Source organism: Streptomyces sp. NPDC036815 (assembly GCF_055609205.1).
Window position 1 is genome coordinate 254270 of the sequence record NZ_JBVJPW010000008.1, and the last position, 23738, is coordinate 278007.

A 23738-nucleotide genomic window follows, 5' to 3' on the forward strand; every position below is an offset into this window, starting at 1 on the left:
GGGGCCCGGCGGTCACTCCGTCCTCGGCTACTGCCCGGTCGAGCGGCCGAAGAACTCCAGCTCGGCGACGGCCACCTGGTGCTTCTTGCCCGCGCCGTAGGCGGAGCGCAGGACCATCCGCGCGCTCACCGCGTCCCGGACGCGCACGTCGACCTTCTGCACGCCGCCGTCGTTGATCCGGCGGTGCATCGTGTGCACCTTGCCCGCCGAGTCGCTGACCACCAGGTCGAACTCCATCGGCCTCGCCTGCTCGGCGGCCTGCGCGCTGCGCGGCGACGTGCCCGGGGTGATGAGGAGGTTGAGCAGATCGGTGGGCTGGCCGAAGTCGGCCTGCAGCCACTGGCCCGCCGCGTCGCCCGCGTAGCCGGTGCCCCACCAGGTGTTGGAGTAGCCGTCGAAGGCGAGCTTGGCCGCCTGCTTGGGGGCGGAGTGCGAGGCGCTGTAGTCGGTGGGGTGGACGGGGACCCGCTTGGCGAAGTGGTCCTGGATGGCGCGGGCGGCGGGGGGCCCGCCGAAGATGCCGCCGACCACCAGGCCCGCGACGACCGCGATGCCCACGGCGCGGGCGATCCAGCGGGTGCGGTCGCGGTGCAGGCGGGGGCGCTGACCGGCGTAGGGGCCCTCGGCGGACGGGCCGTGCGAGTCCCTGAGCGGGCTCGCGCAGCTGCGGCAGAAGTGCCGGCGGGGCGCGTTGGGCGTCCCGCAGCTCGGGCACGGCGTGCCGGACTCGGGCTCGGCGGGCACGGCGGCCTGCCGTACGCGCGGCCGGGCCGCCTCCGGCCTGCCCGGCAGCACGCCGCCCGGGCTCTCCGGCGGCGCGACGGCGCCGGAGGCGTCAGGGACCGGCACGAGCAGGGACCGGATGGCCGTGTCGGAGGGGGACGAGGAGGAGGGGGCGGGGGAGGGCGGGGAGCTGGGCGCGGGGGAGGGCCGGGAAGGGGCCGGTTCCGCGGGGCCGTTGGACGGGAGCGGGACGGTGGTGTCGGTGGAGCCGGGCGGGCCCGCGGGGCCGCTCTGCTGCCGGGGCGGAGCAGGCGGGGCCGGCGGGCCGGCCGGGGCACCGGCGCTCCTCGGGTCCACCGGGTTCGGCCGGTTCGGGCGGTGCGCGGCGGGACCGGAGTCCGGGGCGGCCGGACCCGCGCCCGGCGCGGCCGCGGCGTCGGCCGCGCTCGACGGGCCGACCGGCGTGGCCGGAGTGTCCCAGCGCAGGAAGGCGCCGCAGGAGTCGCAGAAGGACTGTCCGTGCAGGCGGGCCGGGGTGCCGCACTCGGGGCAGGGGGGCGTGTTGGAGGGGGAGTTCGGCATCTCGTCCATCTCGGGCTGCTCGGGCATTGCTAGGTCCCTTCAGGGGCAGGTGTGTCGGTCACCTCGGCCGTGAAGGGGAGGTGGGCGGGGCGGGCCGCCGCGACGACGGACCGCAGGCGGTGCGGGTCCACCGATGCGGGGTCGCGTACGCGCAGGACGACGTGGAGGCCGGGGCGCGGGGTGCCGGGGAAGGCGCCCAGCGGGCGCGCGGACCAGGTCGCGCCGCCGCTCTCGGTGATCTCCGGCCGCACGCCGAAGGCGAGTTCGACGGCGGCGGACAGGCCGCGGCGGGTGCCGCGGACCCGGTGCAGGTCGACGGCGGACGCCACGGCGTGGCGGCGCAGCGCCAGCGGCTCCGTGCCGTCGAGCTCCGTGCCGACCCAGTCCGTCAGCCAGCCGACGAAGTCCTCGGGCGCCAGGGAGGGCATGAAGTACGCGTCCAGACAGTCCAGGACGGTGAAGACGGGCGCGAGGACCACGTCGAGGCCGGAGACGAAGCGCAGCACGAAGTCGTCGTCGGCGTAGACGGCGGGCAGCTGCTCCCCGATCGGGTGGGCGGAACCGAGCCCCGGCAGCGATCCCCGCCGCGAGCCCGGTGCGGAACCCGGCGTCGTTGTCTGCGTTGTCTGCTTGCGCAGCCGCACGCTCTCGGTGCCCGCCGTCATCGTGCCTCGATCACGCGGACGCGGTGGTCGAAGGAGAAGAGGAGCGCGGACGGGGCGAGTTCGATGCGGTCGGTGGCGTCGCCCCGGCGGCCGGTGAGCGGGTCGGCGGGGTGCAGCAGGACCTCGTCGACCAGTTCCACGCCCGGCACCCGCTGGAGCGCGGCGAAGATCTCTCCGGCCCGCAGCGGCCGGCCGAACGGCCAGCCCTCGCCGTGCGCCCCGCCGGTCAGCGGGTCGAGGTAGGCGTACAGCGCGTCGAGCGCCTCGGCCCGTACCCGCTCGGCCTGTGCGGCACGGAAGGAGTGCAGCGTGGCGACCACGGTGACGCCCTGGTAGTAGGGCGGGCCGACCGAGAGGCGGGTGCCCAGCGGGCGGCGGTCGTCGAGGAAGTCGGTGACGCGGGAGAGGAGTTCCTCACCGGGCACCAGCTGCTCGAAGCGGAGCCTGCCGCCCAGGTCGGCCACCGCCTGGGGGACGACCAGGACGCGGACCGCGTTCTCGCCGACCTCCGCGGACTCCGCGGCGAGGCAGTGGATCCGGGCCGTCTCGGGGGCGGCCCGCCGGGCGAGCTCCTCGTAGTCGCGGGCCGTCACCGCCCGCTCCTGCGCGCGCAGCGCGATCGGCGCGCGGACCTTGGCCTCCTGCACCGTCTCGCCGTCCACACCGCCGCGCGCCGCCTCCCTGTTCTCCACCCGGGCGACGTACGGGATGGAGCTGCGCAGGACCTGGATCGCGCTGCGGGCCACGTTGCCCGCGCGGCCGCCGCCGGTGCGGTAGCGGGTCGCGCGGATCGCGGCGCCCTTGCCCGGCACCGCGCCGAACTGCCGCAAGGTGCCGTCGGGTTCGCGCACCGCGGGACCGAAGGCGATCTCGCCGGTCGCCGCGTCGAGGGTGACGTGGGGGTCGTACGGGCCGGAGGAGGCGAAGTTGTCCACCACCTGCCAGGCGTGCCAGCCGGCGTCCTCGCCGTCGGAGACCTCGAGGAGCAGCGGCGGCCGGTCGGCGACCACCGGCGCCTGGGACAGGCGTACGCGCTGTCCGGGCACGCCCGTGGAGTCGCCGAGCATCTCGTCGCTGACGACGTCCGCGTGCGCGACGACGGTCGTGCCGCCGATGGTGAAGGCGGACGCGGCCCGCACGGTCGGCGAGGCGCTGTAGAACGGCTGGCCCTTGGCGGCCTCGGTCACCCGGCAGCGCAGCCAGCCCGCCTCCTGGCGCCCCACGCGGGAGACGATGTGGCCGGCCGGGACGTGCAGGACGACCTCGCCGGGCCGGTTGAGGCCACCGGTGGTGTCCTCGTCGACCTCGCACTCGGCCCAGCCGTCCGCGGTCCACGCCTCCCACACCAGCGGGGGCTGGCGCGGGTCGACGCCGACGCCGTCCACCCGGCTGTCCAGCTCCAGTACGGCCGCGCAGCGCGGCACCGCGGCGCTGAGCCCGAAGAGCAGGGTGTCGCCGGGCCGCGGGGAGGTCGCGAAGACCGTCACGTCACGGCCGCCGAAGACGTCCTGCCCGCAGTCCTGCGGCGTGCCGCCCTCCTCCTGGCGCAGCACGGCCGCCAGTTCGCAGGGCACCACGGTCAGATCCGCCTCCGTCGCGAAGGCCACCGCCTCCTCGGTCTCGGTGCGGCTGGTCGCCACCTCCGTCCCGGCGGGCAGGACCACCGGCTCGGTCTGCGGCGCGGACAGCCAGAAGGTGACGTCGGCGCGGGCCGCGGAGGGCGGGAAGAGGGTCACGCCGAGCAGGTCGAGGAAGGCCAGGTGGTTCTTCTCCGGTACGCGGTTGAGGCGGTAGACGATCTGGTCGGCCATGTGCGCGACCGCCTCGACGAGGGTGACACCCGGGTCGGAGACGTTGTGATCGGTCCACTCCGGGCAGCGCTGCTGGATGTAGCGCTTGGCGTCGTCGACGAACTGCTGGAAGCGCCGGTCGTCGAGGTGAGGGGCGGGCAGGGCCATCGGACTTCAGACTCCGCTCTCTGATTCCGTGGACGGGATCACGTAGAAGGGGAAGACGAGACTGCGCGGGTTGTTGGTGCCGCGCACGCTGTAGCTCACGTCGATGAACAGGACGGACGGGTCGTCGGGGGCCGGGCTGACCTCGACGTCCAGGACTTCGATGCGCGGCTCCCAGCGGTCGAGCGAGGACCGCACCTCGTACCGGATGCGGCCCGCCGTCGCCTCGTTGACCGGCGCGAACACCATGTCGTGCACGGCACAGCCGAACTCGGGGCGCATCGGGCGCTCACCCGGCGCGGTGGCGAGCACGAGGCGGATCGACTCCTCGATCTCGCGCTCGCGCCGGGCCAGCGCGATGCCCCCGCCCGCGTCGATGCGCAACGGGAACGTCCAGCCCGCGCCGACGAACTGCTCACTCATCTCCAGCGACCCCCTTCGGGCGCAAGTCCCTCAAATTCCTCAGGGCTCCTAGAACGGAATGCCGTTGCGCAGTACGGCCGGGGCGCTCAGCGCGACCGTGGCCGGCGAGCTGATGGCCGCCGCCGCGCCCGCGTTGACGGCCACCGCGCCGACCGCGGTGACGGAGACCGCGCCGACGGCGTTGACGGCCACCGCGCCGGCCGACTTGAGGCTGACGACACCGGCCGCGTTGATGTCCGCCATGCCGCCCGCGTTGACCCCGAACTTGGCGCCGGCCTTGATGTCGACGGCCCCGCCCGCGCTCATCGTCAGCGAACCGCCCGCGATCAGCGACAGATTGCCGCCCGCCCGGATGCTGACGTTGCGGGTGCCGGAGATCGACACGGAACCGTCGCTGCGGATGGTCACGCTGGTCTTCGCCTCGTCCATGTGGACGGTGAGACGGCCGTTGCCGGTCTGCAGCCGGATGCCGCTCTTCATCCGGGTCTTGGCGTCCACCATCTCCATGATGTGTCCGCTGCGCGAGGAGATGGAGCGCCAGTTGACCCGGCCGCTGGTCCGGTCGATCGGTTGCAGCCCGTCGGTGTTGGGCGTCGGCTTGTCGATGCCGTTGTACAGGCCGGCCAGGACGTACGGGTGCTCCAGCGAGCCCCGGTCGAAGGCGACGAGCACCTCGTCGCCGACCTCGGGGAGCATCAGGCCGCCGCCCCGCACCCCGCCCAGCTGCGCGATGCGGCACCAGTCGCTCTCGTACGTGTCCGAGAGCCAGGGGAAGCGCAGCTTGACGCGGTTCAGCTTGAGCGGGTCCTTGGCGTTGCTGACCAGCGCGTTGGCGACGCCCGGCATCGGCGGCGCGGCATCCGCGCCGCCCGAGGCGAGACCGTACAGCGAACGGAACTGCCGTCCCGAGACGGTCAGCCACGTCGTGAACGGCCGCCCCGACTCGAAGAGATGACGGACCCCGGTCGCCGTGTACTTCCCCTCGAACGGGAACCCGGCGCCCTTCAGCGCCACCGGCTGCCCCGGCTGCAGGTCGGGGTTGCCGGTGACGGCGACCTCGACCTCCGCGAAGGAGCCCGCCACGTCGTCGGCCAACGACTTGGCGGCGTGCGTGACCTGGGCCTGGGTGGTGTACGGCGTCTCGGTGGCCGTCAGCGTCGCCCTGCCGAACGGCTGCGAGAGCTGTGCGGGCGTGATGTCGGTGACGATGTCCTTGCTGCTGACGGCCGGGGACTGCGCGGACAGGGGGCGCTTGGCCCGCATGTTCCAGCCGCGCACCCCGGCCTTGGAGACCTGGCCGGCCGCGGTCACCGCGACCCGGCTGTGCTGCGCGTTGTGCCCGAATTCGAGCACGTACGGGCTCTGCGCGGCCGGTGTGGTGTCGGACGGCGCGCCCGCGGCGGGCTTGAGCTTGGCGAAGCGCAGCTTCCCGTTCTCGTCGAACGACAGGTGGGTGTCGTTCTCCTGGGCGAGGCGGGAGAGGAAGTCCCAGTCGGTGATGTTGGGCTGGGTGGCCAGTTCGTAGACCGTCGGTGTGGCGTCGATCTTGCCGATCTTCAGGCTGTTCAGACCGGCGATCCGGCGCACGATGTCGGAGGCCGTCATGTTCGGGTAGCCCTGCACGCGGCGGTTGCGCAGCAGCCGGTGGCCCGGGTCGTAGCCGCGCACGACGAGCGACTTGCCGCCCGCGTCGGCGTCCACCTCCAGGGCGGTCACCTCACCGGTCAGCATGGGCTTGCCGCGCCGCCCGTCGGTGAAGGGCGAGAGCACCGCCTTGGCGCCCACCTTGATCTGCGGGAACTTCTCCAGGATGTCCCCGCCCGCGTCGGCGAAGGTCAGCTGGAAGGCGGACGGCACGTTGACGCTGGAGTCCACCCAGCCCTCGACGAGCAGCAGAGCCAGCTTGTCGGGCAGGGGGGACCCGCCGATCTCGGCGTGCAGGACGCTCGTGTACGTCTTCTCGGTCATGCGGACTCCACGTGCGCGGGGGCGGGGTGTGCCTCGTCGGCGGCGGGCAGCAGCAGCTCGGTGCCGGGCCGCAGCCGCATCGGGTCGTCTATCTCGTTGGCCTCGGCGATCAGCCGCCAGCGGGTGGCGTCCCCGTACTCGCGCCAGGCCAGCGAAGCCAGCGAGTCACCGGCGACGGTCCGGTGCACGCGGCGGGCGGAGAGCGCACCGGAGGTCGGGTTCTGTCCCTTGGTGGGCATCGCCACTTCGGTGAGCGAGAGCGAGCAGGTGGCGCGGATCGGTTCGCCGGTCGGGTTGAACAGCGTGTACGTGGCGCTCACGTTGGTCACGTACGCCACGAACTGCACGGTGTTGAAGGACCCCCACGAGAACCGCACCCACGGCGGCGAGGGCCGCTTGGAGGTGAGGCTCTGCGGCGTCACCTCGCAGCAGGAGAGCAGCATCTCGACCTGCTTCTGCACCTTGCCCGAGTTCGGAGTGCCGGAGGAGTCGAGGAAGACCTCCAGCTGCAGGGTGGCGGGGGCGGAGCCGGTGAACTTGGGCGGGGCGCCGCGCGTGTAGGCGACGGCCCGCTGCGTACGCCACTCGGCGGAGCGGCCCATCTGCAGCTGCGTCGGGTTGAACTGGAACTCCACCTCACCGATCCGTCCGCCCATCGACCCGCCGAGGTCGGTGGGCGGCTGGTGGATGGCGAGCGCGGCGCGGACGAGGCTCGCCCCGGCCCGGCCGCCGGTCGGCGCGGCCATCTCAGGCACCTCCCGCGTCGGTGAACCCGTGGTGCGCGATCTCCAGGGTCTCCGTCGCCACGGCCGGACTGTCCGGACTGAGGCTCGGCCCCTGCCAGCGCACGGGCAGCACCTCGACGAGCCCCCACTGCGCGACGACGGAGCCGTCCGCGCGCAGGGCCGCGATCTGCGCGGTGGGCCGCGAGATGCCGGTCGCGATGGACGAGATCCAGGAGGCCACGCGGGAGGTGTCCGCGGTCAGCGGCCGGGTGAGGCGGATGGTGGAGAAGGTCACGCGGGTGGGCAGCTGCCAGACGAACCCGTTGTTGCCGCCCTCCTGCCGCTGCTCCACCTCCACCTCGGAGGCCAGCCCGTCGCAGCCGTTGAAGAGGCCGAGGTCCTGGCCGTCGATGGTGAGCTTGAAGAAGACGGTCGAACCTGGGTCCTGTTGCGAGGGCATGGGCTACTTCCTGGGTTCTCTGCGGAGGTGGTGCGGACGGGGTGGGGCGAGGGCTGCGGCAGTCTCATCGACCGTGATCGCGGAGCCGCCCGATCCGCTCCCGGTCGCTGCGGAGCTCCGCGCGGAGCAGGCGCGAGAGAGGGGCCAGGAGGCGTCGGGCCAGATCGTCGAGGTCGGCGGGGGTGGATTCGGCGGCGGGGGCGGAGCCGGAGTCGGCCGCGGCGGCCGGGGCGGCGGCATCGGACCGGGCGGCGGTGCCCGCTCCGGCGGCGGTGCCCGCCGTCGTGTCGGCGCCGGTACGGGCGACGGTGACGGGCGGCCGGGGCGCGGCGGCGGGCTGCGCGGCCTTGACGGGTGCGGGTGCGGGTGCGGGGGCGGGTGGTTCGGGGGCGGCGGCCTTGCGCTGGACGGGGGCGGTGGGCGCGGCTGCGGGGGCGCGGCGGACGGTGGACGGGCGTACGGGGGCGTGGGCGGCCGGTGCCGGCGCCGCGGCCGAGTGGTGTACCGCGGGCGGAGTGGACGTGGCCGCGCGCCGCTGGACCGGGGCACCCGGCTTCCCGAGCGGAACGACGACCGGCGCGGTGGCCGCGGCGGCGCTACCGCTCCTGTGCTGCGGTCCCGCGCTGCCCGCGGAGCGCTGGAGAGGCACGGGGCCGGGGACGGATCCGGTGGCGGGGGCAGGGGTGGACGCCACCGGTGCGGCCGGGCCGGAGGGCGCGGGGGCCGCACCGCCCGTCGCCGGGGGCAGGCCGGAAAGGCCCCGGGAGGGGGCGAGGGGCCGCGGCTGAGCGGTGCCGAACTCCGTGGGCCGGTAACTGCCGGGGGCGATGCGGCGGTTGACGGGGACGACGGGGAGGGGCTGGGACTGCGGCTCGGGTGCGGGCGCGGGGGGTGCGGCGGGGGTGGGGGTGCCGGTGGTCGCTGCCTGCTCGGGCTCGGGCTGCTGGGGCTGGGGCTGGTTCTTCTGCGCCTGGGCCTGCTGGGCCTGTGCCTGCTGTGCCTGAGCCTTCTGGACGGGGGTGACCGGTGCGCCGATCAGGCTCCGGCGGGGGCGGCCCTGGGGTGCCGGGACGGCGGGCGCGGGCGCGGGAGGTGTGGCGGGCGCGGACGGCGCGGTGGGCGGCTGGCTCACGGGTTGGCCGAGGCCCGGACGCGGTGCGCCCGTTGCCGCGCCGCCGTCCTGCGCGCGCCGGACCCGGCGTACGTGAGGCCGTCGCTGTACGGGCTGAACGGGGGAATTCGCCCGCACAGCGACGGGGTCGGGGGCCGCGGGTGCGGCCCGCGTCCCCGGACCGGCGGGGGACACCGGCCCGGGGACATCGGTGGACCGGACGCCGGTGGGGGCGTCCGGCGCGCCGGGGGAGGCTTCGTCGGCCGGGGCGGTGGTGGGCGACGCGGTGGGCGTCATCCCGACGGGGAACAGTTTCCGCTGCGGCACGACGGCGGGCACCGCTGTGACGAGCGGGGAGCGCCCGGCCCGCTGGGACCGCTGCACGACGGGTACGGGTACGGGGGCGGGGTGGGGGCTCGCGGGTGCGCTGCCCGGCGCCGGGGCGGGAGTCGGGGCCGTACGGGTACGGGTGTGCGGTTGCTGTCCACCGGACGCGGCCTGGGGCTGGACGGGGGGCTGAACCTCTGTGCTGATGAGCGGAGTCGACGCGCCGCTCAGGGGCTTGTCGCCCTGAGGGGCGGGCTCCGGGGCGGGGGTCGCGCTCCGCTGCACGGGTTGCCTGGCGGCGGGCTGAGCGGGGGAGGGGGCGGACGACCTCTGGACGGCAGGTCCGGCCGAGGCGGGAGACGGGCTCGTCCGCTGTACGGGTCGCCCGGGGGCGGGCTGAGCGGCGGAGGGAGAGGGGGCGCTCGGGGTCGCGGGAGCAGCCGACGCAGAAGAGACAGGCCGGGCGGACGAGGAGGAGTCCGGGGCCGAAGCCGGGCGTGAGGCAGCGGACGAGCTCGGAACGACAGGCGCAGCCGAGGCGGGAGAGGGACCCGGAGCGGCAGGCGTGGCCGCGGCCGAAGTCGAGCGCGGAACGGCGGGCACGACCGGGACGGAAGGCGCAGGTGAGGCCGAGGTCGAGCGCGGGGCGCCAGGCGTGGCTGAGCCCGGATTCGAGCGCGGGGCAGCAGGCGTGGCCGGGACGGAGGACGAGCTTGAGGCAGCGGGTGACCGCGGAACGACAGGTGCGGCAGAGGCCGAGGACGACCTCTGGACAGGAGGCGTAACCGAGGCAGCGGATGAGCTCGGAGCGGCAGGCCCGGCGGGGCCCGCAGGCGAACCTGCGGAAGCGGACGAGCCCGGAGCAGCAGGCGCGGCCGAGGGAGAAGGCGAGCCCGGGGCGGACGTCGAGCGCCGGGCAGCAGATGATCGTGGTGCAACAGGCAGGGCTGGTCCGGGAGTTGCGCCAGAGGGGATGGACGGGTCCGGCGCCGAAGCCGAGCCGGTGGCCGCAGTCGAGCCCGCGGCGGAAGCCGGGCCCGGAGTAGCCGATGCACCCGAGGGAGAAGGCGAGCCCGGGGTCGACGTCGAGCGCCGGGCGGCAGAAGAACGCGACGCAACGGGCGGCGCTGGAGCCGGAGTTGGACCCGCGGGGGTGGAGGGGCCCGGCGTCGAAGCCGAGCCCGGAGCCGAAGGCGCCGCCGAGGTGGCAGGCGAGCCGGGGGCAGAACCCGGGCGCCGGGCGGCGGGGGAGCTTGGGGCGCCGGGCATGGCTGAGGCCGAAGCCGAGCCCGATGAGGCGGAACGCGAACCCGGAGCGGCCGGAGCGGCCGAGGAAGCAGGTGAGCCCGGCGCGGCAGACGAGCCCGAGGCCGAAGACGTCCGCGGAGCGACAGGCGGCGCAGCCGAGGCGGAAGGTGACCTTCGGGTGGCAGCAGGCGCGGGCGCCGCGGAGGCCGACCGCTGAACCGCAGGCGCCGAAGCCGAGTTGCTGGACGACCCCGCAGACGCGGACGCAGCCGCAGCCGACGTGGTACCCGAGCTCGGGACAACGGGCGGCGCAGCCGAGGCACCGGGCGCCCCCGGAACCACAGGCGCCGCCGCCCCAGAGGCCGCCCGCTGAACCGCAGGCGCCGCCGACCCCGAAGGGGCCGACGAAGCCGACGAAGCCGACGGAGCAGAACGGCGAGCGGCGGAAGGACCACCGGCCGAGGAGCCACCAGCGGACGAGCCACCGGCCGAAGAGCCACCAGCGGAAGAGTCCCCACCCGAAGGACCACCGAAGGAGGGCCTCGACGGAGTAAAGGCAGGCGCAGCCCCCGCCTCCTCGGCCCCCGCCGTCTCCGGCCGCCCCCGTACCGGCAGCTGCAGCGCAGGCAGGTCGAGGCTGCCCGGGTTGCCTGCCACCGGTGTGAGGACGTCGCGCAGCAGACCTCCGGGCGCCGACGCCCGTACCGCGTGGCCCAACTCGCCCCCGAAGGACGGGTTCTGGTGCGTGGCGAGCATCGCGCCGAAGCCGTGCTCGGAGATCGTTCGCGGCGCCGCGAGCACGCGCTGGACCGGCGGCACGGTGGCCCACCCGCTGTCACGCGCGGCACCGCCACCGGCGCCCCGGGCACCCGCGTCAGCGGGAGCAGGAGCAGAAGCAGAAGCAGGAGCAGAAGTGAAAGCAGAAGCCGCACCGGCACCGGCACCCGGGTCGGCGACCGCCGACCCCACCGCACCCGGCTCCGGCGAACCCGCATCACCCGTACCCGGCACCGCCGCATCCGGCACCGCCGCGTCGCCCCGCGACCCCCGCCGCCACCTGAACAAGCCCATCACTTACCTCGACTCACCGACCGACTGCCGCACCTCACCGACCTGTCACTGCCTCGCCTCCGCCTGTTCCACCAGCGTGGCGGTCCGCGCCACGTACGCGCGCCGGTCCGCGTGTTCGAGGTCGAGGATGTCGTCCATGCCCCAGTGGAAGTGGTAGGCGAGGTACGCGACTTCCTCCTCGATGCGGTCGGCCGCGTACGTCACGATTCCCCCAGGCGGCTCCCGGCCAGCTCGACCTCGAAGGACTCCGAGCAGTGCGGACAGGCCACCGCCGCGCGGGTGTGGCCCTCCGCGTTGATCTGCCGGTAGAAGTCCTGGAGGAAGGCCAGGTCGGAGGCGAACATGTTCTCCACCGTGCCGTCGTGGACGGAGCCGAGCGTGCCGAGGCGGGTGATGACCCGGCCGAGCAGCACCACGGACAGGTAGGCGGGGTTCTCGCGCACGCGGACGTCCCGCAGCGGCACCAGTTCGTCACGTGCCGTCGCGAGCCGCATCGCGCCGTTGCGGTGCACGGTGCCGGACTCGTCCACGAATCCGCGCGGCAGCTCGAACTCGAACTCCGTGCGCAGCGGTTCGCGGGTGTCCGTCACGGCACCGGGAACCGCTCCCGCCCCTGCCCCCGGCGCCGCCGGGCCTTCGCGCCGCATTATTCGATGACCAGCTCTTCGAAGACGATGGTGACCTGCTCGGTCAGCGCGGCGGCGTCGCCGGCCTTGACCCCGCTGGTCTCCACCTTGCTGCACCAGGCGTTGCGCAGGTTGTACCGCTTCACCGGGCTGTTCTGGTAGTCCATCATCATGATCGTGGCGTTCTTGCGCGCCGAACCCATGTCGCCCGCGATGGACTTGTTGATCCACTCGCTGAAGACGGGGCTCTGCGTCATGCCGCGGGTGACGGTGCACTCGCCGGCCTTCTTGACGCCGGGCATCTTCTTCACGACGGGCTTGCCGTCGGCCGACACCTGCTGGTACTCGATGACGTCCTGCTCCATGGAGAGGCCGCTGACCTCCTGCAGGTACTCGACCATGACGCCGTCGATCTGCAGGCCGAAATTGTGTGTAGTGAGAGCGTCACCGGGCTGAAGGGACAAGGGGGTTCACTCCTGTTGCGGTTCTTGCGGATGGCTGAAGGGCGGTGCGTGCGGCGGGCTTCTACTCCTCCAGCTCGCCGCCTCCGCCGGAGAACTGCGCGAGGCGGAAGACCACGAACTCGGCGGGCTTGACCGGCGCGATGCCGATCTCGCAGACGACCCGGCCGAGGTCGACCGACTCGACGGGGTTGGTCTCCGCGTCACACTTCACGTAGAACGCGTCCTCGGGCCGGGAACCGAACAGGGCGCCCGAACGCCACTCGTTGACCAGGAACGCCGAGACGTTGCGGCGGATGCGCGCCCACAGGGCCTGGTCGTTCGGCTCGAAGACGACCCACTGGGTGCCGATGAGGATCGACTCTTCGAGGTAGTTGAAGTAGCGGCGGACGTTCAGGTAGCGCCACGCCGGGTCGGACGCCATCGTCCGCGCGCCCCAGACCCGGATGCCGCGGCCGGGGAACGCGCGGATGCAGTTCACGCCGACCGGGTTGAGCAGGTCCTGCTCGCCGCGGGTGATCTGCAGCTCCAGGTCCACGGCGCCGCGCACGATCTCGTTGGCCGGGGCCTTGTGCACGCCGCGCTCGGCGTCGTTGCGGGCCCAGATGCCGGCCATGTGGCCGGACGGCGGCACGATCACCGACTGGCCGGAGGCCGGGTCGAAGGACTTGATCCACGGGTAGTACAGCGCGGCGTAGCGCGAGTCGTACCCGGCGCCCTCCTGCCGCCACTGGCGGATCTGGCGGGCGTTCATCGACGGCGGCGGGTCGATGATGGCCATGCGGTCGCCCATCAGCTCGCAGTGCGAGATGAGACCGAGCTGGACCGCCTTGACCTGCTCCTCGTCGATCAGACCCTGCTGGTAGGCGGCCATCAGGTCGGGCACCGCCACCATGTTGACCTCGTCGAGGGCCTCCAGGCCGCCGAAGCCGGTGCGGTCCGCGGAGTCACCGATGAACTGCGCGGTCTCCACGCGGGACACGGCGCCGTTGGAGGCGGGCACGGCCGGGGGCGCGGCCTTCGGCGGCGCGAGGGTCACGGTCTGCGCGTCGGGCTTGGCGAGCTGACCCGCCGAGGCCTCTTCCAGGGCGATCACCTTGGAGCGCTGCTTGACCTGGGTGACGACGTAGTTGCGCGCGGTCTTCTTCGTGCTGACGTCGAAGCTCTCGACGACCTTGTCGCCGTCCTTGACGATCAGCTTGAAGCGGTCGGCGGCGCCTTCGCCCTCGCCGTCCTGCACCTCGACGGTGAGCGCCCCGCCGTCCGAGCTGCCCGCGGTGAGCGCGGACACGCTGAAGCCGCCGAGCGCCACGGGCTCACCGGCGGTGAGCTCCTTGGGCGCCTGTGCGGGGGCCGCGGCGGCCGGCTCCTGCGCTCCGTCGGTGTCGGTGCCGCCCACGCGCACGATGTACGCGGCGGAGCCACCGTTGTTGAAGAAGCCGTACACGGAGTGCGCCAGGTAGTACCCGTCCGTGAACTCGCCGAACGCGGCCACGTACTGGGACCAGTTGGTCACCAGCGTCGGCTCGTTGAGCGGTCCCCGCGGCGCCAGACCGACGAAGGCCGCCACCGAGGTGCCGACCCCTTCGATGGGGCGCGAACCGCTGGCGACTTCCTCGATGTAGACGCCGGGGGACAGGTAGTTGGGCATGCTGCTGTGCTCCAAGGTTCGAGGGTGAGCGGGACCGGCGCACAGCCGGCACGGATTCGTACCGTGTCGACGATGTCCCACGCGCGTACCGGTGCGTAGAGACGGACGGACGTCAACGAGGGCAGATGACGGTGCCCGTTCAGCCGCCCGGGGAAACCTTTCGGCCGGAATCGGTGGCGCGGCGCGGGGGCGGACGGTGGCGGGCCGCCCCGGGTTGCCCGTCCGGTCACGCCGGCCGGGGGCGGGTTCGCGGCGGCCACCGGCCCCGGCCGGATGTGGCCGGTCCGTGGCGCATATGCCCCGCCCCCGGTGTCGACCGCGTCAATACCTGGTCAACATGGGGGTCCGGGGCCCCCACGGGGAGGGGTGACCTCTGGGGCTGACGTAACGTTTGGTGCGTGCGGCCATCCGTGGCCGGTACGAACGGGCACCTCGCGGTGCGTCACGGGGCAAGGGGTGCGGGCTGACAATGCAGGGCGACGCGGATGACGCGGGCGGCAGGGCGGGCCGGAGCGGCGAGGACCGAGCCGGCCGGGACGACCCGGGCGGAACGCTGTGGTTCCAGGTCCTCGGACCGGTGCGGGCCTGGCGCGACGGACAGGCCCTGACGCTCGGTCCGCCGCAGCAGCGCGCGACGCTGGCGGCGCTGCTGCTGCGCGGCGGGCACCCGGTGTCCGCCGCCGAGCTGGTGGACGCCCTGTGGGGCGAGGAGCCGCCGCTGCGGGCGGTCGGCACCCTGCGCACGTACGTCTCCCGGCTGCGCGCCCTCCTCGAACCGGACCGGCGCGCCCGCGAACCCGCCAGGCTCCTGGTGTCGGCGGGCGACGGCTACGCCCTGCGGCTGCCGGGCGGCTCCCTCGACGCGAGCGAGCTCGAGGACCGGGTGGCCGCCGCGCGTGCCCTGCGCGCCGCCGGTGAACACGCCGATTCCTACGCCGAGTTGACCGCCGCGCTCGCCCTGTCGGACGGCGCCCCGCTGGCCGGGCTGCCCGGCCCGTACGCCCGCCGCCAGCGCGACCGGCTCACCGAGCTGTCCGTCACCGCCCAGGAGGAGTTCTTCTCCTGCGCGCTCGAACTGGGCTGCCACGGCGAGACGATCGCCCCGCTCAGCGTCTTCGCCGCCGAACACCCGCTGCGCGAGCGCGCCCAGGCCCTGCTGATGCTCGCCCTGCACCGCGGCGGCCGGCGGGCGGACGCCCTCGCCGTGTACGAGAGCACGCGCCGCACGCTCGCCGCCGAACTCGGCGTCGACCCCGGCAGGGACCTCACCGCGCTGTACGAAGGGCTGCTCAAGGGAGCCCCGCTCCCGGAGGCCGCCGCCGCGCGGCCCGGACCGCTGCCCGCGCCCCTGCGCGTCGGCGAACAGCGCCGTCGCATACCCGGGCGGGGTCGACAGGCCGAAGGACCGGGGAGCGGAGAACCGGCCGACGGACCGGGGAGCGCCGGGGCCGCCCCGGACCGCGTGGCCCACCCTGCCCGGTCCTCACCTCCCGACGCGGAGCGCACGGCCCGTCACCTCCCTCGCCCCCTGCCCCTGCCGCTGGGCACGGATCGCCGCACGGACGGCGCGGGCCGCCCGGCCCCGCCCCTCGACGGGAAACCCCCGCACCCCCCGCGCACCCCCGCCGCCGCCCCGCTCACCCCCGCCCAACTCCTGCCCGACGTACCCGACTTCGCCGGACGTGAGGCCGAGGCGCGGCTGCTGACCGAGACGCTGCACGCCGCCGCCCGCGGCAACGCGATGGCCGTGGCCACGCTCACCGGCCTCGGCGGCGTCGGCAAGACCGCGCTCGCGGTGCACGTCGCCCACGCCTTACGGGACCAGTTCCCCGACGGGCAGCTGTACGTGGACCTGCGCGGCGCCGATCCGGCGCCCGGCGTGGACAGCGGCTGCGCGCTCACCGGCTTCCTGCGCGCGCTCGGCGTCCCCGAGAGCGCCGTGCCGGACAGCCTCGACCAGCAGACCGCCCTGTACCGCTCGCTCCTGGCCGGGCGCCGCGTGCTCGTCCTGCTCGACAACGCGCGCGACACCGCCCAGGTGCGGCCGCTGCTGCCCGGCACCCCGGGCTGCGCGGTCCTGGTGACCAGCCGGTCGCGGACCATCACCCTGCCCGGGGCGCGGCTCGTCGACGTCGAGACGATGGACGAGTCGCAGGGGCTCGGCCTGCTCCGCGCCATGGCCGGTGCCGAGCGCGTGGCCGCCGAACCCGCCGCCGCCCGCGAACTGGTCGCCGTCTGCGGCGGGCTGCCCCTCGCCGTGCGCATCGCCGCGGCCCGCCTCGCCGCGCGGCCGGGCCGCTCCGTCGCCGACCTCACGGCTCGGCTGCGCGACGAACACCGCAGGCTGGACGAGCTGCGGGTGGACGACCTGGGCGTCGAGGCGAGCTTCCGGCTCGGGTACGAGGCGCTCGAACCGGGGCTCGCCCACGCCTTCCGCATGGTCTCCCTCTGCTACATGCCGTCGTTCTGCCGGGGCGCCGCGGGTGCACTCCTCGACGTGGCCGACGAGGAGGCGGAGTGCCTGGTGGAACGCCTCGTCGACGCCGGGCTGATGGAGCTGCACGGCGAGGACCGCTACCGCTTCCACGACCTGGTACGGCTCTTCGCGCGCCGGCAGTGCGAGCGCGAGGAGAGCGCCGAGGACCGCGCCGCGGCCCGGCTGCGCTTCCTCGACTACGTGCTCGCCACCGTCATCACCGCGATCCGCCGTACGAAACCGCACAGCGTGCTGCCGCGGCTCCTGCACGTCCCCGACTCCCCGGGCAAGACGCTGCCGGACGAGGCCGCCGCGCGCGACTGGCTGGTCGTCGCCCACTCGCGGCTGTGCGACGCGGCGGAGAACGCGCTGCGGCACGTGCCGGACGCGGCGGCCGGAGCCGTGGGCCCCGAAGGGCCGCCGGGCCTGCGCCCCACCGTCGACCTGCTCACCGCCTGGTCCCACCTCGTGGTCGGCACCGCCCGCCACCGCGACCTGGAGCCGCTCGCCGAACTGGCCCTGCGCACCGCGCGCGCCCACGGCGACGACCGGTCGGCGGCCCGCGCGCTGCGCCTCCTCGGCGCCCCGCACTACGGCACCGAGACCTACGACCGCGCCGAACGGGCCCTGCGCGAGAGCCTGCGCCTCGCCGCCTCCTGCGGCGACCTGCTGGTCGGCGCCGAGGGCAGCCACGAGCTCGGCATCGTCCTCATGGGCGTGGGCCGCCACCAGGAGGCGCTGGAGCAACTGCGGCTCGCTTATGCCAGGTTCGGCGCGCTCGGCGGGCACGGCGACCGCGTGCGCATCCTCTCCCACATGGCGCGGGCCTACGTCTGCCTGGGCCGGCGCGGCGCGGCGGACACCGCGGTGGTGGCGGCGGAGCGCCAGGCGCGGCAGTCGGGCAGTACGTCCACCCTCGCCCACGTCCTCTACCAGGCGGGCTGCACGCTGCTGCGGGACGGCAGGGCGGCCGGGGCCGCGGAGCGGCTGCGCGAGGCCCAGCGGCTGCACGGCCGGTCGAGCAACCCGCGCTGGGAGGCGCTGTGCTGGGCCCGCCTCGCCTACTGCGACCTGGCACAGGGCCGCCCCGGCGAGGCCATGAAGAGCGCGGACGCGGCGCTCGCGGTGGAGGGCGAACTGGGCGACGCGTTCTGCCACGCGCTCGCGATGGCCGCGCGCGGCGAGGCCCTGCTGGCCCTCGGGGACCTCGAACGCGGCAGGGCCGCGCTGCGGATCGCCCACCGGGTGATGGAGCGCCGCGGCGCCTCGGAGGCCGCCGAGATCGCCGACCTGCTCGCCCACTGGCGGCCGCCCTCGGAGGTGGTGGGCCCGGTGCTCTCGGCGCGCGGCTGAGGCACCGCGTGCCGTGCGGGGCGGCGCCGGGCCGCGCCTGCCGTTCGCGAGGGCAGGCCTGCCTGCCCCTGACGCCGCCCTTTCGTACAAGGAGAGGCCCGGTGGTGCGCTCTACCGTGCCCGTATGACGTGGTGGAACTCCCTTGACCCGGCCGCGGTGACCGTGGACCCCGGTGGCCGAGCGACCGTACGGCTTCGCGTACGCAATACGGGAGACACCGTCGAGGAGTACCGGCTGGGCGTCGTCGGCGCGCCCGCGGGCTGGTCCCGCGTCGAGCCGGAGGTCCTGCGCCTCTACCCGGGCAGCGAGGGCACCGCCGAGGTCTCCTTCGCGCCGCCCCGCTCGCCGGACGTACAGGCCGGGCCCACTCCGTTCGGCATCCGCGTGGAGCCCCGCGAGGACCCGGAATCCCGCGACGTCGTCGAGGGCCAGGTCACCGTCACGCCGTTCTCGGAGATACGGGCCGAGCTGCTGCCGCCCACCGTCGTCGGGCGGTTCCGCGGCCGGGCCGCGGTCGCCGTCGACAACCTCGGCAACACCCCGCTGACCGCGACGCTCACCTTCCGCGACGACGCCGACCGGCTGATCTTCGACGTGACGCCCGCGGCGATCCAGGTCGACCCGGGCCGCGCGGCGTTCGCCAAGGCCACCGTGCGCCCGCAGCGGGTGCGGTGGACGGGTCCCGCGCAGGCGCACCCGCTCACCGTCTCCGTGCGCCGCTCCGGCGACGAGCACGCCCACGTACTGCCCGGCAGCTTCGACCAGCGTCCGGTCCTGCCCCGCGCGCTGCTCGCGCTCGGCAGCGTGGTCGCGGCGCTCTGCGTCGCCTCCGCGGTGATCTGGTTCTCCTACGCGCCCAAGTTCAACGGTTCGGCCCGCGAGAACCAGGCGGGCGCCGCGCCCGCCGCGGCCCCGCAGGGCGGCGAGAAGGCCGAGCTCGCGGACGCCCCGCCGCCCCCCAAGAGCAAGGCGGGCGGCGGCGGTTCGGGCGGCGGGGGAGCTGACGGGGGCTCCGGCGGCGGCAGCGGATCCGGCGGTTCGGGCGGCGGAGGCGGCGGCGGGGGCGAGGGCGGCTCCTCGGGCGGTTCGTCCGGTGGCGGCGGAGGCGGTGGCGGCGGAGGCGACAGGGCGAAGTCGGGCGGCGGCGGTGACAGACCCCGCTCAGGACCGCCCTGGCGGCGCGGCTACCGGTCCGACGTCGTCGTCGAGTACGCCCAGCGCCGCCTCGCGGCCCTCGGCTCGCGCAACCCGTGCACCCTCACCGGCGCCTGGACACCCGGCGTCATCGACTCCAACACCGAGGCCAAACTGATCTGTTACCAGAAGGCCGTGGTCCGCACCGGCCGGAGCTCAGGACACAACAGCGCGCAGATCTTCGAGACGGACCGGGAGGGCACGCTCGGCCGGGCCACCCTGACCTCCCTGTGGGCCCAGGGCATCCGTGCCGACGACGTCCGCTCCGGCGCCGACACCTGGGAGGTCGTGCAGTTGCAGGCGGCGTTCTGGTGGGCGTCGCAGGCCGGCATCAGCGACAAGGACCTGGACCGCGACCGGGACTACGCCGAGCTCGGCGTCTCCTATTTCAAGCACGGCGGCAAGCCGCCCACGACCGCCCGGTACAGCAGCAATACCGCGGCCCACATCAAGGAGTACCAGGTGTCCGTCGGCCTTCCGGCGACAGGCGAAGCCGACAGCGCCACCTTGCGGGCGCTCGTCGGCGGCAGTGTCAACAAGCCAGGCGTGGCGGGGCGGTGAGCGGCATGTGGACTTCGCTCGAACCGACCGCGACCAGCGTGGAACCCGGCTCCACCGCGAACGTGCGGCTGCGCGTGCGCAACACCGGCGACACGGTCGAGGAGTACCGCCTGCAGGTGGTCGGCGCCACGGCGGGCTGGGCCCGCGTGCAGCCCGATGTGCTGCGCGTGTACCCCGGGGCCGAGGCGACCGCCGAGGTGCAGTTCGCGCCGCCGCGGACCTCGGACGCCCAGGCGGGCCCGACGCCGTTCGGCGTGCGGGTGCAGCCCCGTGAGACCCCGCAGGCCACGGACGTGGCCGAGGGGCAGATCACCGTGGGCCCGTTCACCGAACTCCGTTCGGAACTGCTGCCGTTGATCGTGCGCGGCCGACTCAGCGCCAAGGCGTCGGTGGCCGTCGACAACCTCGGCAACCAGCAGCTGACGGCCTCCTTCTCCGGCCGCGAGAACGGTGACGAGCTGGAGGTCGAGACCGAGCCCGGCTCCGTCCAGGTCAACCCCGGCCGGGCCGGTTTCGCCGATCTGCGCATCAAGCCGGGCGCGGTGAGCTGGGTCGGCGGCACCCGCAAGCACCCGTTCACGGTCTCCGTGCTCCGGGCCGGGGTGCCCGAGCCGGTGGAGCTGCGCGGCACGTACGTCCAGCCCTCGGTGATCCCGCGCTGGGTGATGGCGGTGTTCTCGGTCCTGTTCGCGCTGGGCCTGGCCTTCGCCGTGATGTGGTTCCAGCACAAGCCGGCCATGTCGTCCCAGGCCAAGGAGAAGCCGGGCACCCAGGAGCGGCTCCCGCAGGGTGACGTGAAGCCCGCGCCGAGCCCGTCGGCGAGCCCCAGCAAGGAGCAGAAGGAGGAGCCCCCGCCCCCGGCCGAGGACAAGGACGACGCCCCGAAGGGCGGCGGCGGTGGCGGCGGCGGGAAGAAGGACGACAAGCCCAAGGGCCCCGAGACGCACACGATCCAGGCGGGCAGCGGCTGGTACCTGGAGGTCAAGAACGGCGAGGCGGCCGACGGCACCTACGTCGGCCAGAACCCCGCCCTCTCGGACGAGTTCGGCAAGAACCAGGACTGGATCCTGCACCACTACCCCGAGTCCGACACCTACGCCCTGGAGTCGGCGAGCGCCCCGGGTGCCGTCCTGGACCAGAAGGTGAACACGAACATCGCCCAGATCTTCCACGCGCCGCCGGAGAACATCAGGACCGGCCGGCTGCCGGGCAACCAGAAGTGGAAGCTGGAGAAGCGTCCCGACGGCCTGACGCGGATCGTCGCCGTCGGTTCCGGTGAGTGCCTCGTCGACATGCAGAACGACAAGAGCGCCGTCACGTGGAAGTGCGACGACAACAGCAAGAGCATGGGCTGGACGCTCTCCGACTGGCCGGAGTAGACGGCCGGAGCGGACACAAGGAGGGCGGGTGGCGTGCTCGGCACGCCACCCGCCCTCCTTGTGTGCGGCACCTCGGGATCACTGCCAGGGCAGCGACCCGCCCGGCACGAGGCGGCCCATCTTGCGGTACTCCCGCAGCGCCCCGGCCCGCACGTCCTCGCCCCTGACCGGCCCGCCGTGCCCCGCCGCCTGGTACGCGGCGGTCACGGCGGCCGACCGGATGGCACCGCCGGACAGCTCGAACTCCTTGGCGCACCGCGCCAGTTCCTCGTCCATGTCCGCTGCGCAGGGCGTGTCGGCCAGACAGGTCCGCCACAGGGCGACGCGCTGCTCGGCGTCCGGGAAGGGGAAGTCGACGACCAGGTCGAGGCGGCGGGTGAACGCGTCGTCGATGTTGGCCCGCAGGTTCGTGGTCAGCACCGCGATCCCGTCGAACGCCTCCAGGCGCTGCAGCAGGTACGCGCTCTCCAGGTTGGCGTACCGGTCGTGCGAGCTCTTGACCTCCGAGCGCTTGCCGAAGACGGCGTCGGCCTCGTCGAAGAGCAGCACCGCGTCCGTGCGGTCCGCCTCGACGAAGATCTTCTCCAGGTTCTTCTCCGTCTCGCCGACGTACTTGTCGACGACGGCCGACAGGTCCACCACGTACAGGTCCAGGCCGAGTTCACCGGCCACCACCTCGGCCGACAGCGTCTTGCCGGTGCCGGAGTCCCCGGCGAAGAGCGCGACGACGCCGCGCCCGCGCCCGCCGCCGGTACGCAGCCGCCACTCGCCGAGCACCTTGTCGCGGTGCCGGGCGCGCAGGGTCAGCTCGCGGAGCAGCCCGAGGGGTTCGTCCGGCAGGACGAGATCGCCGAAGCCGACCTCGGGCCGGATGCGCCGGGCGTGCTTGTCGAGCAGGGGCGCGGACTGCAGCCGGGCGTTGCGCTGGAGGTGCGCGGCGGTCGGCTCGGTGCCCTCGAAGGCGGCGAGTCCGGCGGCGCCCCGCGCGGCACGGCTGATCTGCGTACCGCTGAGCCGGTACGGCGCGACGGCCTCGCCGAGGTCGAAGTCCGGCTCGTACGCGGGTACGTGCCGGGCGAGTTCGCTCTGCCAGGCGCCGGGGGTGTCGATGCCGTCCTGCGGGGCGTCCAGCGCGAGCAGCCCGGCGTCCGGCGCCCAGCCGGGGTCGTACGGCTCGCTGCCGAAGAACACCACGGGCATGTCGCCGGTCGCCAGGGAGCGCACCAGGGCGCCGGGTTCGGGCGGCAGCGGGCCCACGACGAGCGCGGCGCGCCGCAGCCGCGCCTCGCGCACGAGCGCGGTGGCGAGGGCCGCGGCCGCCGCGCCGTCCCCCGCCCTCGCCGGGGGCCGGTGGCGCAGGACGGGCAGCCCGGCCGCCCGGAGCGCGTCGACCACCGGCTCCGCCGCGGTGCCCTCCCTGCGCTCGCGCAGGTGGACGAGGAGCGGCCGGCCGGTGGCCAGGTCGGCGATGCGGGCGGCGAGCGGGTGGGCCGGTGCCGCGGCGGATCCGGTCAGCAACTCGACGTCGTGACCGACCAGTTCCGGGTCGAGCGTGTCGTCGCCGAGCAGGTGGGCCACCACCCGCTCCGGCACGCGCAGGGCGCGCCCCGGCAGCGGCCGCTCCTCGTCCTCGATGACGATGAGGCCACCGGCGCGCAGGGGTGCCTGCGGGTGGAAGCGGGTGCGGGCGAGCGGGTCGTGCGGGCCGGTGCCCGACAGGTCGAGCGCGAGCGCCACGGTGGCCCGGCGGCGCCCGACGTCGTCGTTGAGGTAGCCGTAGAGCGGCTCGAAGCGCCGGTCGACGTCGGGGGCGAGGGCGGTGAGGAGGATGTGCCCGTCGAGCGGGCCGAGCCCGAACCGCCGGGCGAGTTCCGCCAGCGGATCGGCCGTGTCCCCGTCGCCGCCCGGCTGCGCCGCCGTCTCCGCGGGGTCCGGTGCGGGGGCGGGCTCCGGCGCGGGAGCCGTGGCGAGGCGGTGCGCGGTCTCGGGCGTGACGTACAGGCCGCGCAGCGGGTCCGCCGCCGTGGGGTCGTCCGCGCCGCGCCGTTCGACCAGCGTGGCCACGCGGTGGCGCAGCGCCTCCAGGCGCGCCAGCATCACGTCGGCGGCGCTCACCGGGTCCCCGCCCCGTCCTCGCGCTGCTTGCGCAGCATGCGGGGCCGCGGCTCGCCGGTTTCGCCCTCGAGGTCGCGGACGGTCACGACCGCGCCCTCGGTGACCGGCGGTGCCACGTCGTACGTCGGCGACACCGGGAACGGCACGGTGATCACCACGTCCAGGGACGGCTTCAGCTCGCCGCCGAGCGCCGACCAGACGTCCGCGATGGACCGGGACTCGGTCGGCGGCACCGCGACGGACAGCGGCAGGGTGACCTTCAGCGCGGCGAGCGCGGCGGGCAGGTCCTCCGGCGGGAGCAGCTCGTGCGCGAGCAGGGTGCCGAGCGCGGCCGACAGGAGCCGGTGCTCGTCCTCGGGGCGGTTGGTCCAGGCGGTGAGCAGGTAGGAGAGCCGGAACCAGCGCGGCGGCTGCCGCCTGCGCAGCACGGTGCCGTCCGGCCCCCGCTCGGCGTAGGCGCCGCGCTCGCGCCGGGCCACGTCCTCGCGGATGTCGTACAGGTAGGAGTTGAGCGTGGGCGCGTTGCGCCGCGCCGCCCAGTCGCGGGTCGGTGCCTCGAAGACGACCTCGCCGCTGCCCTCCGGGAGCGCCCCGCGCAGCAGCGCGCGCAGCGCCTCGTCCACTTCGTGAATCACGGCCGGGCTCCCCGCGTACGTGGTCCGG

General features: G+C 74.7%; 18 protein-coding genes. 4 read left to right on the forward strand and 14 right to left on the reverse strand.

Going from position 1 to position 23738, the window contains the following annotated elements:
- Window positions 1-27 precede the first annotated feature (27 nt).
- The 8 genes from ACZ69I_RS19075 to ACZ69I_RS19110 all read right to left on the reverse strand — a co-directional run bounded on the left by ACZ69I_RS19075 (window position 28) and on the right by ACZ69I_RS19110 (window position 8996).
- Window positions 28-1332, reverse strand: a complete 1305-nt coding sequence (locus ACZ69I_RS19075; RefSeq protein ID WP_470833383.1) for a discoidin domain-containing protein — start codon at window positions 1330-1332, stop codon at window positions 28-30.
- A 2-nt stretch (window positions 1333-1334) separates the two neighbouring features.
- Window positions 1335-1970 carry a phage tail protein gene (locus ACZ69I_RS19080; protein ID WP_470833384.1) on the reverse strand — a complete coding sequence of 212 codons (636 nt, stop codon included), beginning with the start codon at window positions 1968-1970 and terminating at the stop codon, window positions 1335-1337.
- The gene (locus tag ACZ69I_RS19085; protein WP_467676629.1) at window positions 1967-3928 is read right to left on the reverse strand and encodes a putative baseplate assembly protein; all 1962 of its coding nucleotides are present in this window, start codon (window positions 3926-3928) and stop codon (window positions 1967-1969) included. Before ACZ69I_RS19085 ends, ACZ69I_RS19080 begins: the two co-directional genes overlap by 4 nt.
- A 6-nt stretch (window positions 3929-3934) precedes the next feature.
- On the reverse strand, window positions 3935-4348 hold the full coding sequence (locus ACZ69I_RS19090; RefSeq protein WP_361733957.1) for a GPW/gp25 family protein: 414 nt from the start codon (window positions 4346-4348) through the stop codon (window positions 3935-3937).
- 48 nt (window positions 4349-4396) lie between these two features.
- Entirely contained in the window at window positions 4397-6316 is a 1920-nt protein-coding gene (locus ACZ69I_RS19095) for a VgrG-related protein (protein ID WP_467676627.1), read from the reverse strand.
- Complete coding sequence (locus ACZ69I_RS19100) at window positions 6313-7062, reverse strand: CIS tube protein (RefSeq protein ID WP_389713584.1); 750 nt, start codon at window positions 7060-7062, stop codon at window positions 6313-6315. The genes ACZ69I_RS19095 and ACZ69I_RS19100 overlap by 4 nt, the downstream gene beginning before the upstream one ends.
- 1 nt (window position 7063) lies before the next feature.
- Window positions 7064-7501, reverse strand: coding sequence for a phage tail protein (locus tag ACZ69I_RS19105; RefSeq protein WP_467676624.1), 438 nt, complete (start codon window positions 7499-7501; stop codon window positions 7064-7066).
- Window positions 7502-7565: 64 nt separating this feature from the next.
- Window positions 7566-8996, reverse strand: a complete 1431-nt coding sequence (locus ACZ69I_RS19110) for a hypothetical protein (RefSeq protein WP_470833387.1) — start codon at window positions 8994-8996, stop codon at window positions 7566-7568.
- A 1210-nt stretch (window positions 8997-10206) separates the two neighbouring features.
- Between ACZ69I_RS19110 and ACZ69I_RS19115 the strand changes: the two genes are divergently transcribed.
- Complete coding sequence (locus ACZ69I_RS19115) at window positions 10207-10404, forward strand: hypothetical protein (RefSeq protein WP_470833389.1); 198 nt, start codon at window positions 10207-10209, stop codon at window positions 10402-10404.
- Window positions 10405-11303: 899 nt separating this feature from the next.
- On the opposite strand, the gene ACZ69I_RS19120 is transcribed toward ACZ69I_RS19115, so the two are convergent.
- The 4 genes from ACZ69I_RS19120 to ACZ69I_RS19135 all read right to left on the reverse strand — a co-directional run bounded on the left by ACZ69I_RS19120 (window position 11304) and on the right by ACZ69I_RS19135 (window position 13996).
- Window positions 11304-11462, reverse strand: a complete 159-nt coding sequence (locus tag ACZ69I_RS19120) for a DUF6760 family protein (RefSeq protein ID WP_362342012.1) — start codon at window positions 11460-11462, stop codon at window positions 11304-11306.
- Complete coding sequence (locus tag ACZ69I_RS19125; protein WP_389713590.1) at window positions 11459-11905, reverse strand: hypothetical protein; 447 nt, start codon at window positions 11903-11905, stop codon at window positions 11459-11461. The genes ACZ69I_RS19120 and ACZ69I_RS19125 overlap by 4 nt, the downstream gene beginning before the upstream one ends.
- A complete protein-coding gene (locus tag ACZ69I_RS19130; RefSeq protein ID WP_205040150.1) occupies window positions 11905-12348 on the reverse strand; it encodes a phage tail protein in 444 nt (147 codons plus the stop codon). Before ACZ69I_RS19130 ends, ACZ69I_RS19125 begins: the two co-directional genes overlap by 1 nt.
- 61 nt (window positions 12349-12409) lie before the next feature.
- A complete protein-coding gene (locus ACZ69I_RS19135; protein WP_467676998.1) occupies window positions 12410-13996 on the reverse strand; it encodes a phage tail sheath family protein in 1587 nt (528 codons plus the stop codon).
- 469 nt (window positions 13997-14465) lie between these two features.
- Between ACZ69I_RS19135 and ACZ69I_RS19140 the strand changes: the two genes are divergently transcribed.
- The 3 genes from ACZ69I_RS19140 to ACZ69I_RS19150 all read left to right on the forward strand — a co-directional run bounded on the left by ACZ69I_RS19140 (window position 14466) and on the right by ACZ69I_RS19150 (window position 20960).
- Window positions 14466-17825, forward strand: coding sequence for an AfsR/SARP family transcriptional regulator (locus ACZ69I_RS19140; protein WP_470833392.1), 3360 nt, complete (start codon window positions 14466-14468; stop codon window positions 17823-17825).
- Window positions 17826-17949: 124 nt separating this feature from the next.
- Entirely contained in the window at window positions 17950-19581 is a 1632-nt protein-coding gene (locus ACZ69I_RS19145; RefSeq protein WP_467676613.1) for a peptidoglycan-binding protein, read from the forward strand.
- Window positions 19582-19586: 5 nt separating this feature from the next.
- Window positions 19587-20960 carry a hypothetical protein gene (locus ACZ69I_RS19150; RefSeq protein ID WP_470833394.1) on the forward strand — a complete coding sequence of 458 codons (1374 nt, stop codon included), beginning with the start codon at window positions 19587-19589 and terminating at the stop codon, window positions 20958-20960.
- A gap of 78 nt (window positions 20961-21038) precedes the next feature.
- On the opposite strand, the gene ACZ69I_RS19155 is transcribed toward ACZ69I_RS19150, so the two are convergent.
- Complete coding sequence (locus tag ACZ69I_RS19155) at window positions 21039-23057, reverse strand: ATP-binding protein (RefSeq protein WP_470833496.1); 2019 nt, start codon at window positions 23055-23057, stop codon at window positions 21039-21041.
- 14 nt (window positions 23058-23071) lie between these two features.
- Entirely contained in the window at window positions 23072-23710 is a 639-nt protein-coding gene (locus tag ACZ69I_RS19160; RefSeq protein WP_470833395.1) for a Pvc16 family protein, read from the reverse strand.
- Window positions 23711-23738 lie beyond the last annotated feature (28 nt).

Excerpts from the sequence above, each read along its gene's own strand:
- ACZ69I_RS19075 (WP_470833383.1), bottom strand. The coding sequence starts at position 1,332 with ATGCCCGAGCAGCCCGAGATGGACGAGATGCCGAACTCCCCCTCCAAC.
- ACZ69I_RS19080 (WP_470833384.1), bottom strand. The coding sequence starts at position 1,970 with ATGACGGCGGGCACCGAGAGCGTGCGGCTGCGCAAGCAGACAACGCAG.
- ACZ69I_RS19085 (WP_467676629.1), bottom strand. The coding sequence starts at position 3,928 with ATGGCCCTGCCCGCCCCTCACCTCGACGACCGGCGCTTCCAGCAGTTC.
- ACZ69I_RS19090 (WP_361733957.1), bottom strand. The coding sequence starts at position 4,348 with ATGAGTGAGCAGTTCGTCGGCGCGGGCTGGACGTTCCCGTTGCGCATC.
- ACZ69I_RS19095 (WP_467676627.1), bottom strand. The coding sequence starts at position 6,316 with ATGACCGAGAAGACGTACACGAGCGTCCTGCACGCCGAGATCGGCGGG.
- ACZ69I_RS19100 (WP_389713584.1), bottom strand. The coding sequence starts at position 7,062 with ATGGCCGCGCCGACCGGCGGCCGGGCCGGGGCGAGCCTCGTCCGCGCC.
- ACZ69I_RS19105 (WP_467676624.1), bottom strand. The coding sequence starts at position 7,501 with ATGCCCTCGCAACAGGACCCAGGTTCGACCGTCTTCTTCAAGCTCACC.
- ACZ69I_RS19115 (WP_470833389.1), top strand. The coding sequence starts at position 10,207 with ATGGCTGAGGCCGAAGCCGAGCCCGATGAGGCGGAACGCGAACCCGGA.
- ACZ69I_RS19125 (WP_389713590.1), bottom strand. The coding sequence starts at position 11,905 with ATGCGGCGCGAAGGCCCGGCGGCGCCGGGGGCAGGGGCGGGAGCGGTT.
- ACZ69I_RS19135 (WP_467676998.1), bottom strand. The coding sequence starts at position 13,996 with ATGCCCAACTACCTGTCCCCCGGCGTCTACATCGAGGAAGTCGCCAGC.
- ACZ69I_RS19140 (WP_470833392.1), top strand. The coding sequence starts at position 14,466 with ATGCAGGGCGACGCGGATGACGCGGGCGGCAGGGCGGGCCGGAGCGGC.
- ACZ69I_RS19145 (WP_467676613.1), top strand. The coding sequence starts at position 17,950 with ATGACGTGGTGGAACTCCCTTGACCCGGCCGCGGTGACCGTGGACCCC.
- ACZ69I_RS19150 (WP_470833394.1), top strand. The coding sequence starts at position 19,587 with ATGTGGACTTCGCTCGAACCGACCGCGACCAGCGTGGAACCCGGCTCC.
- ACZ69I_RS19155 (WP_470833496.1), bottom strand. The coding sequence starts at position 23,057 with ATGCTGGCGCGCCTGGAGGCGCTGCGCCACCGCGTGGCCACGCTGGTC.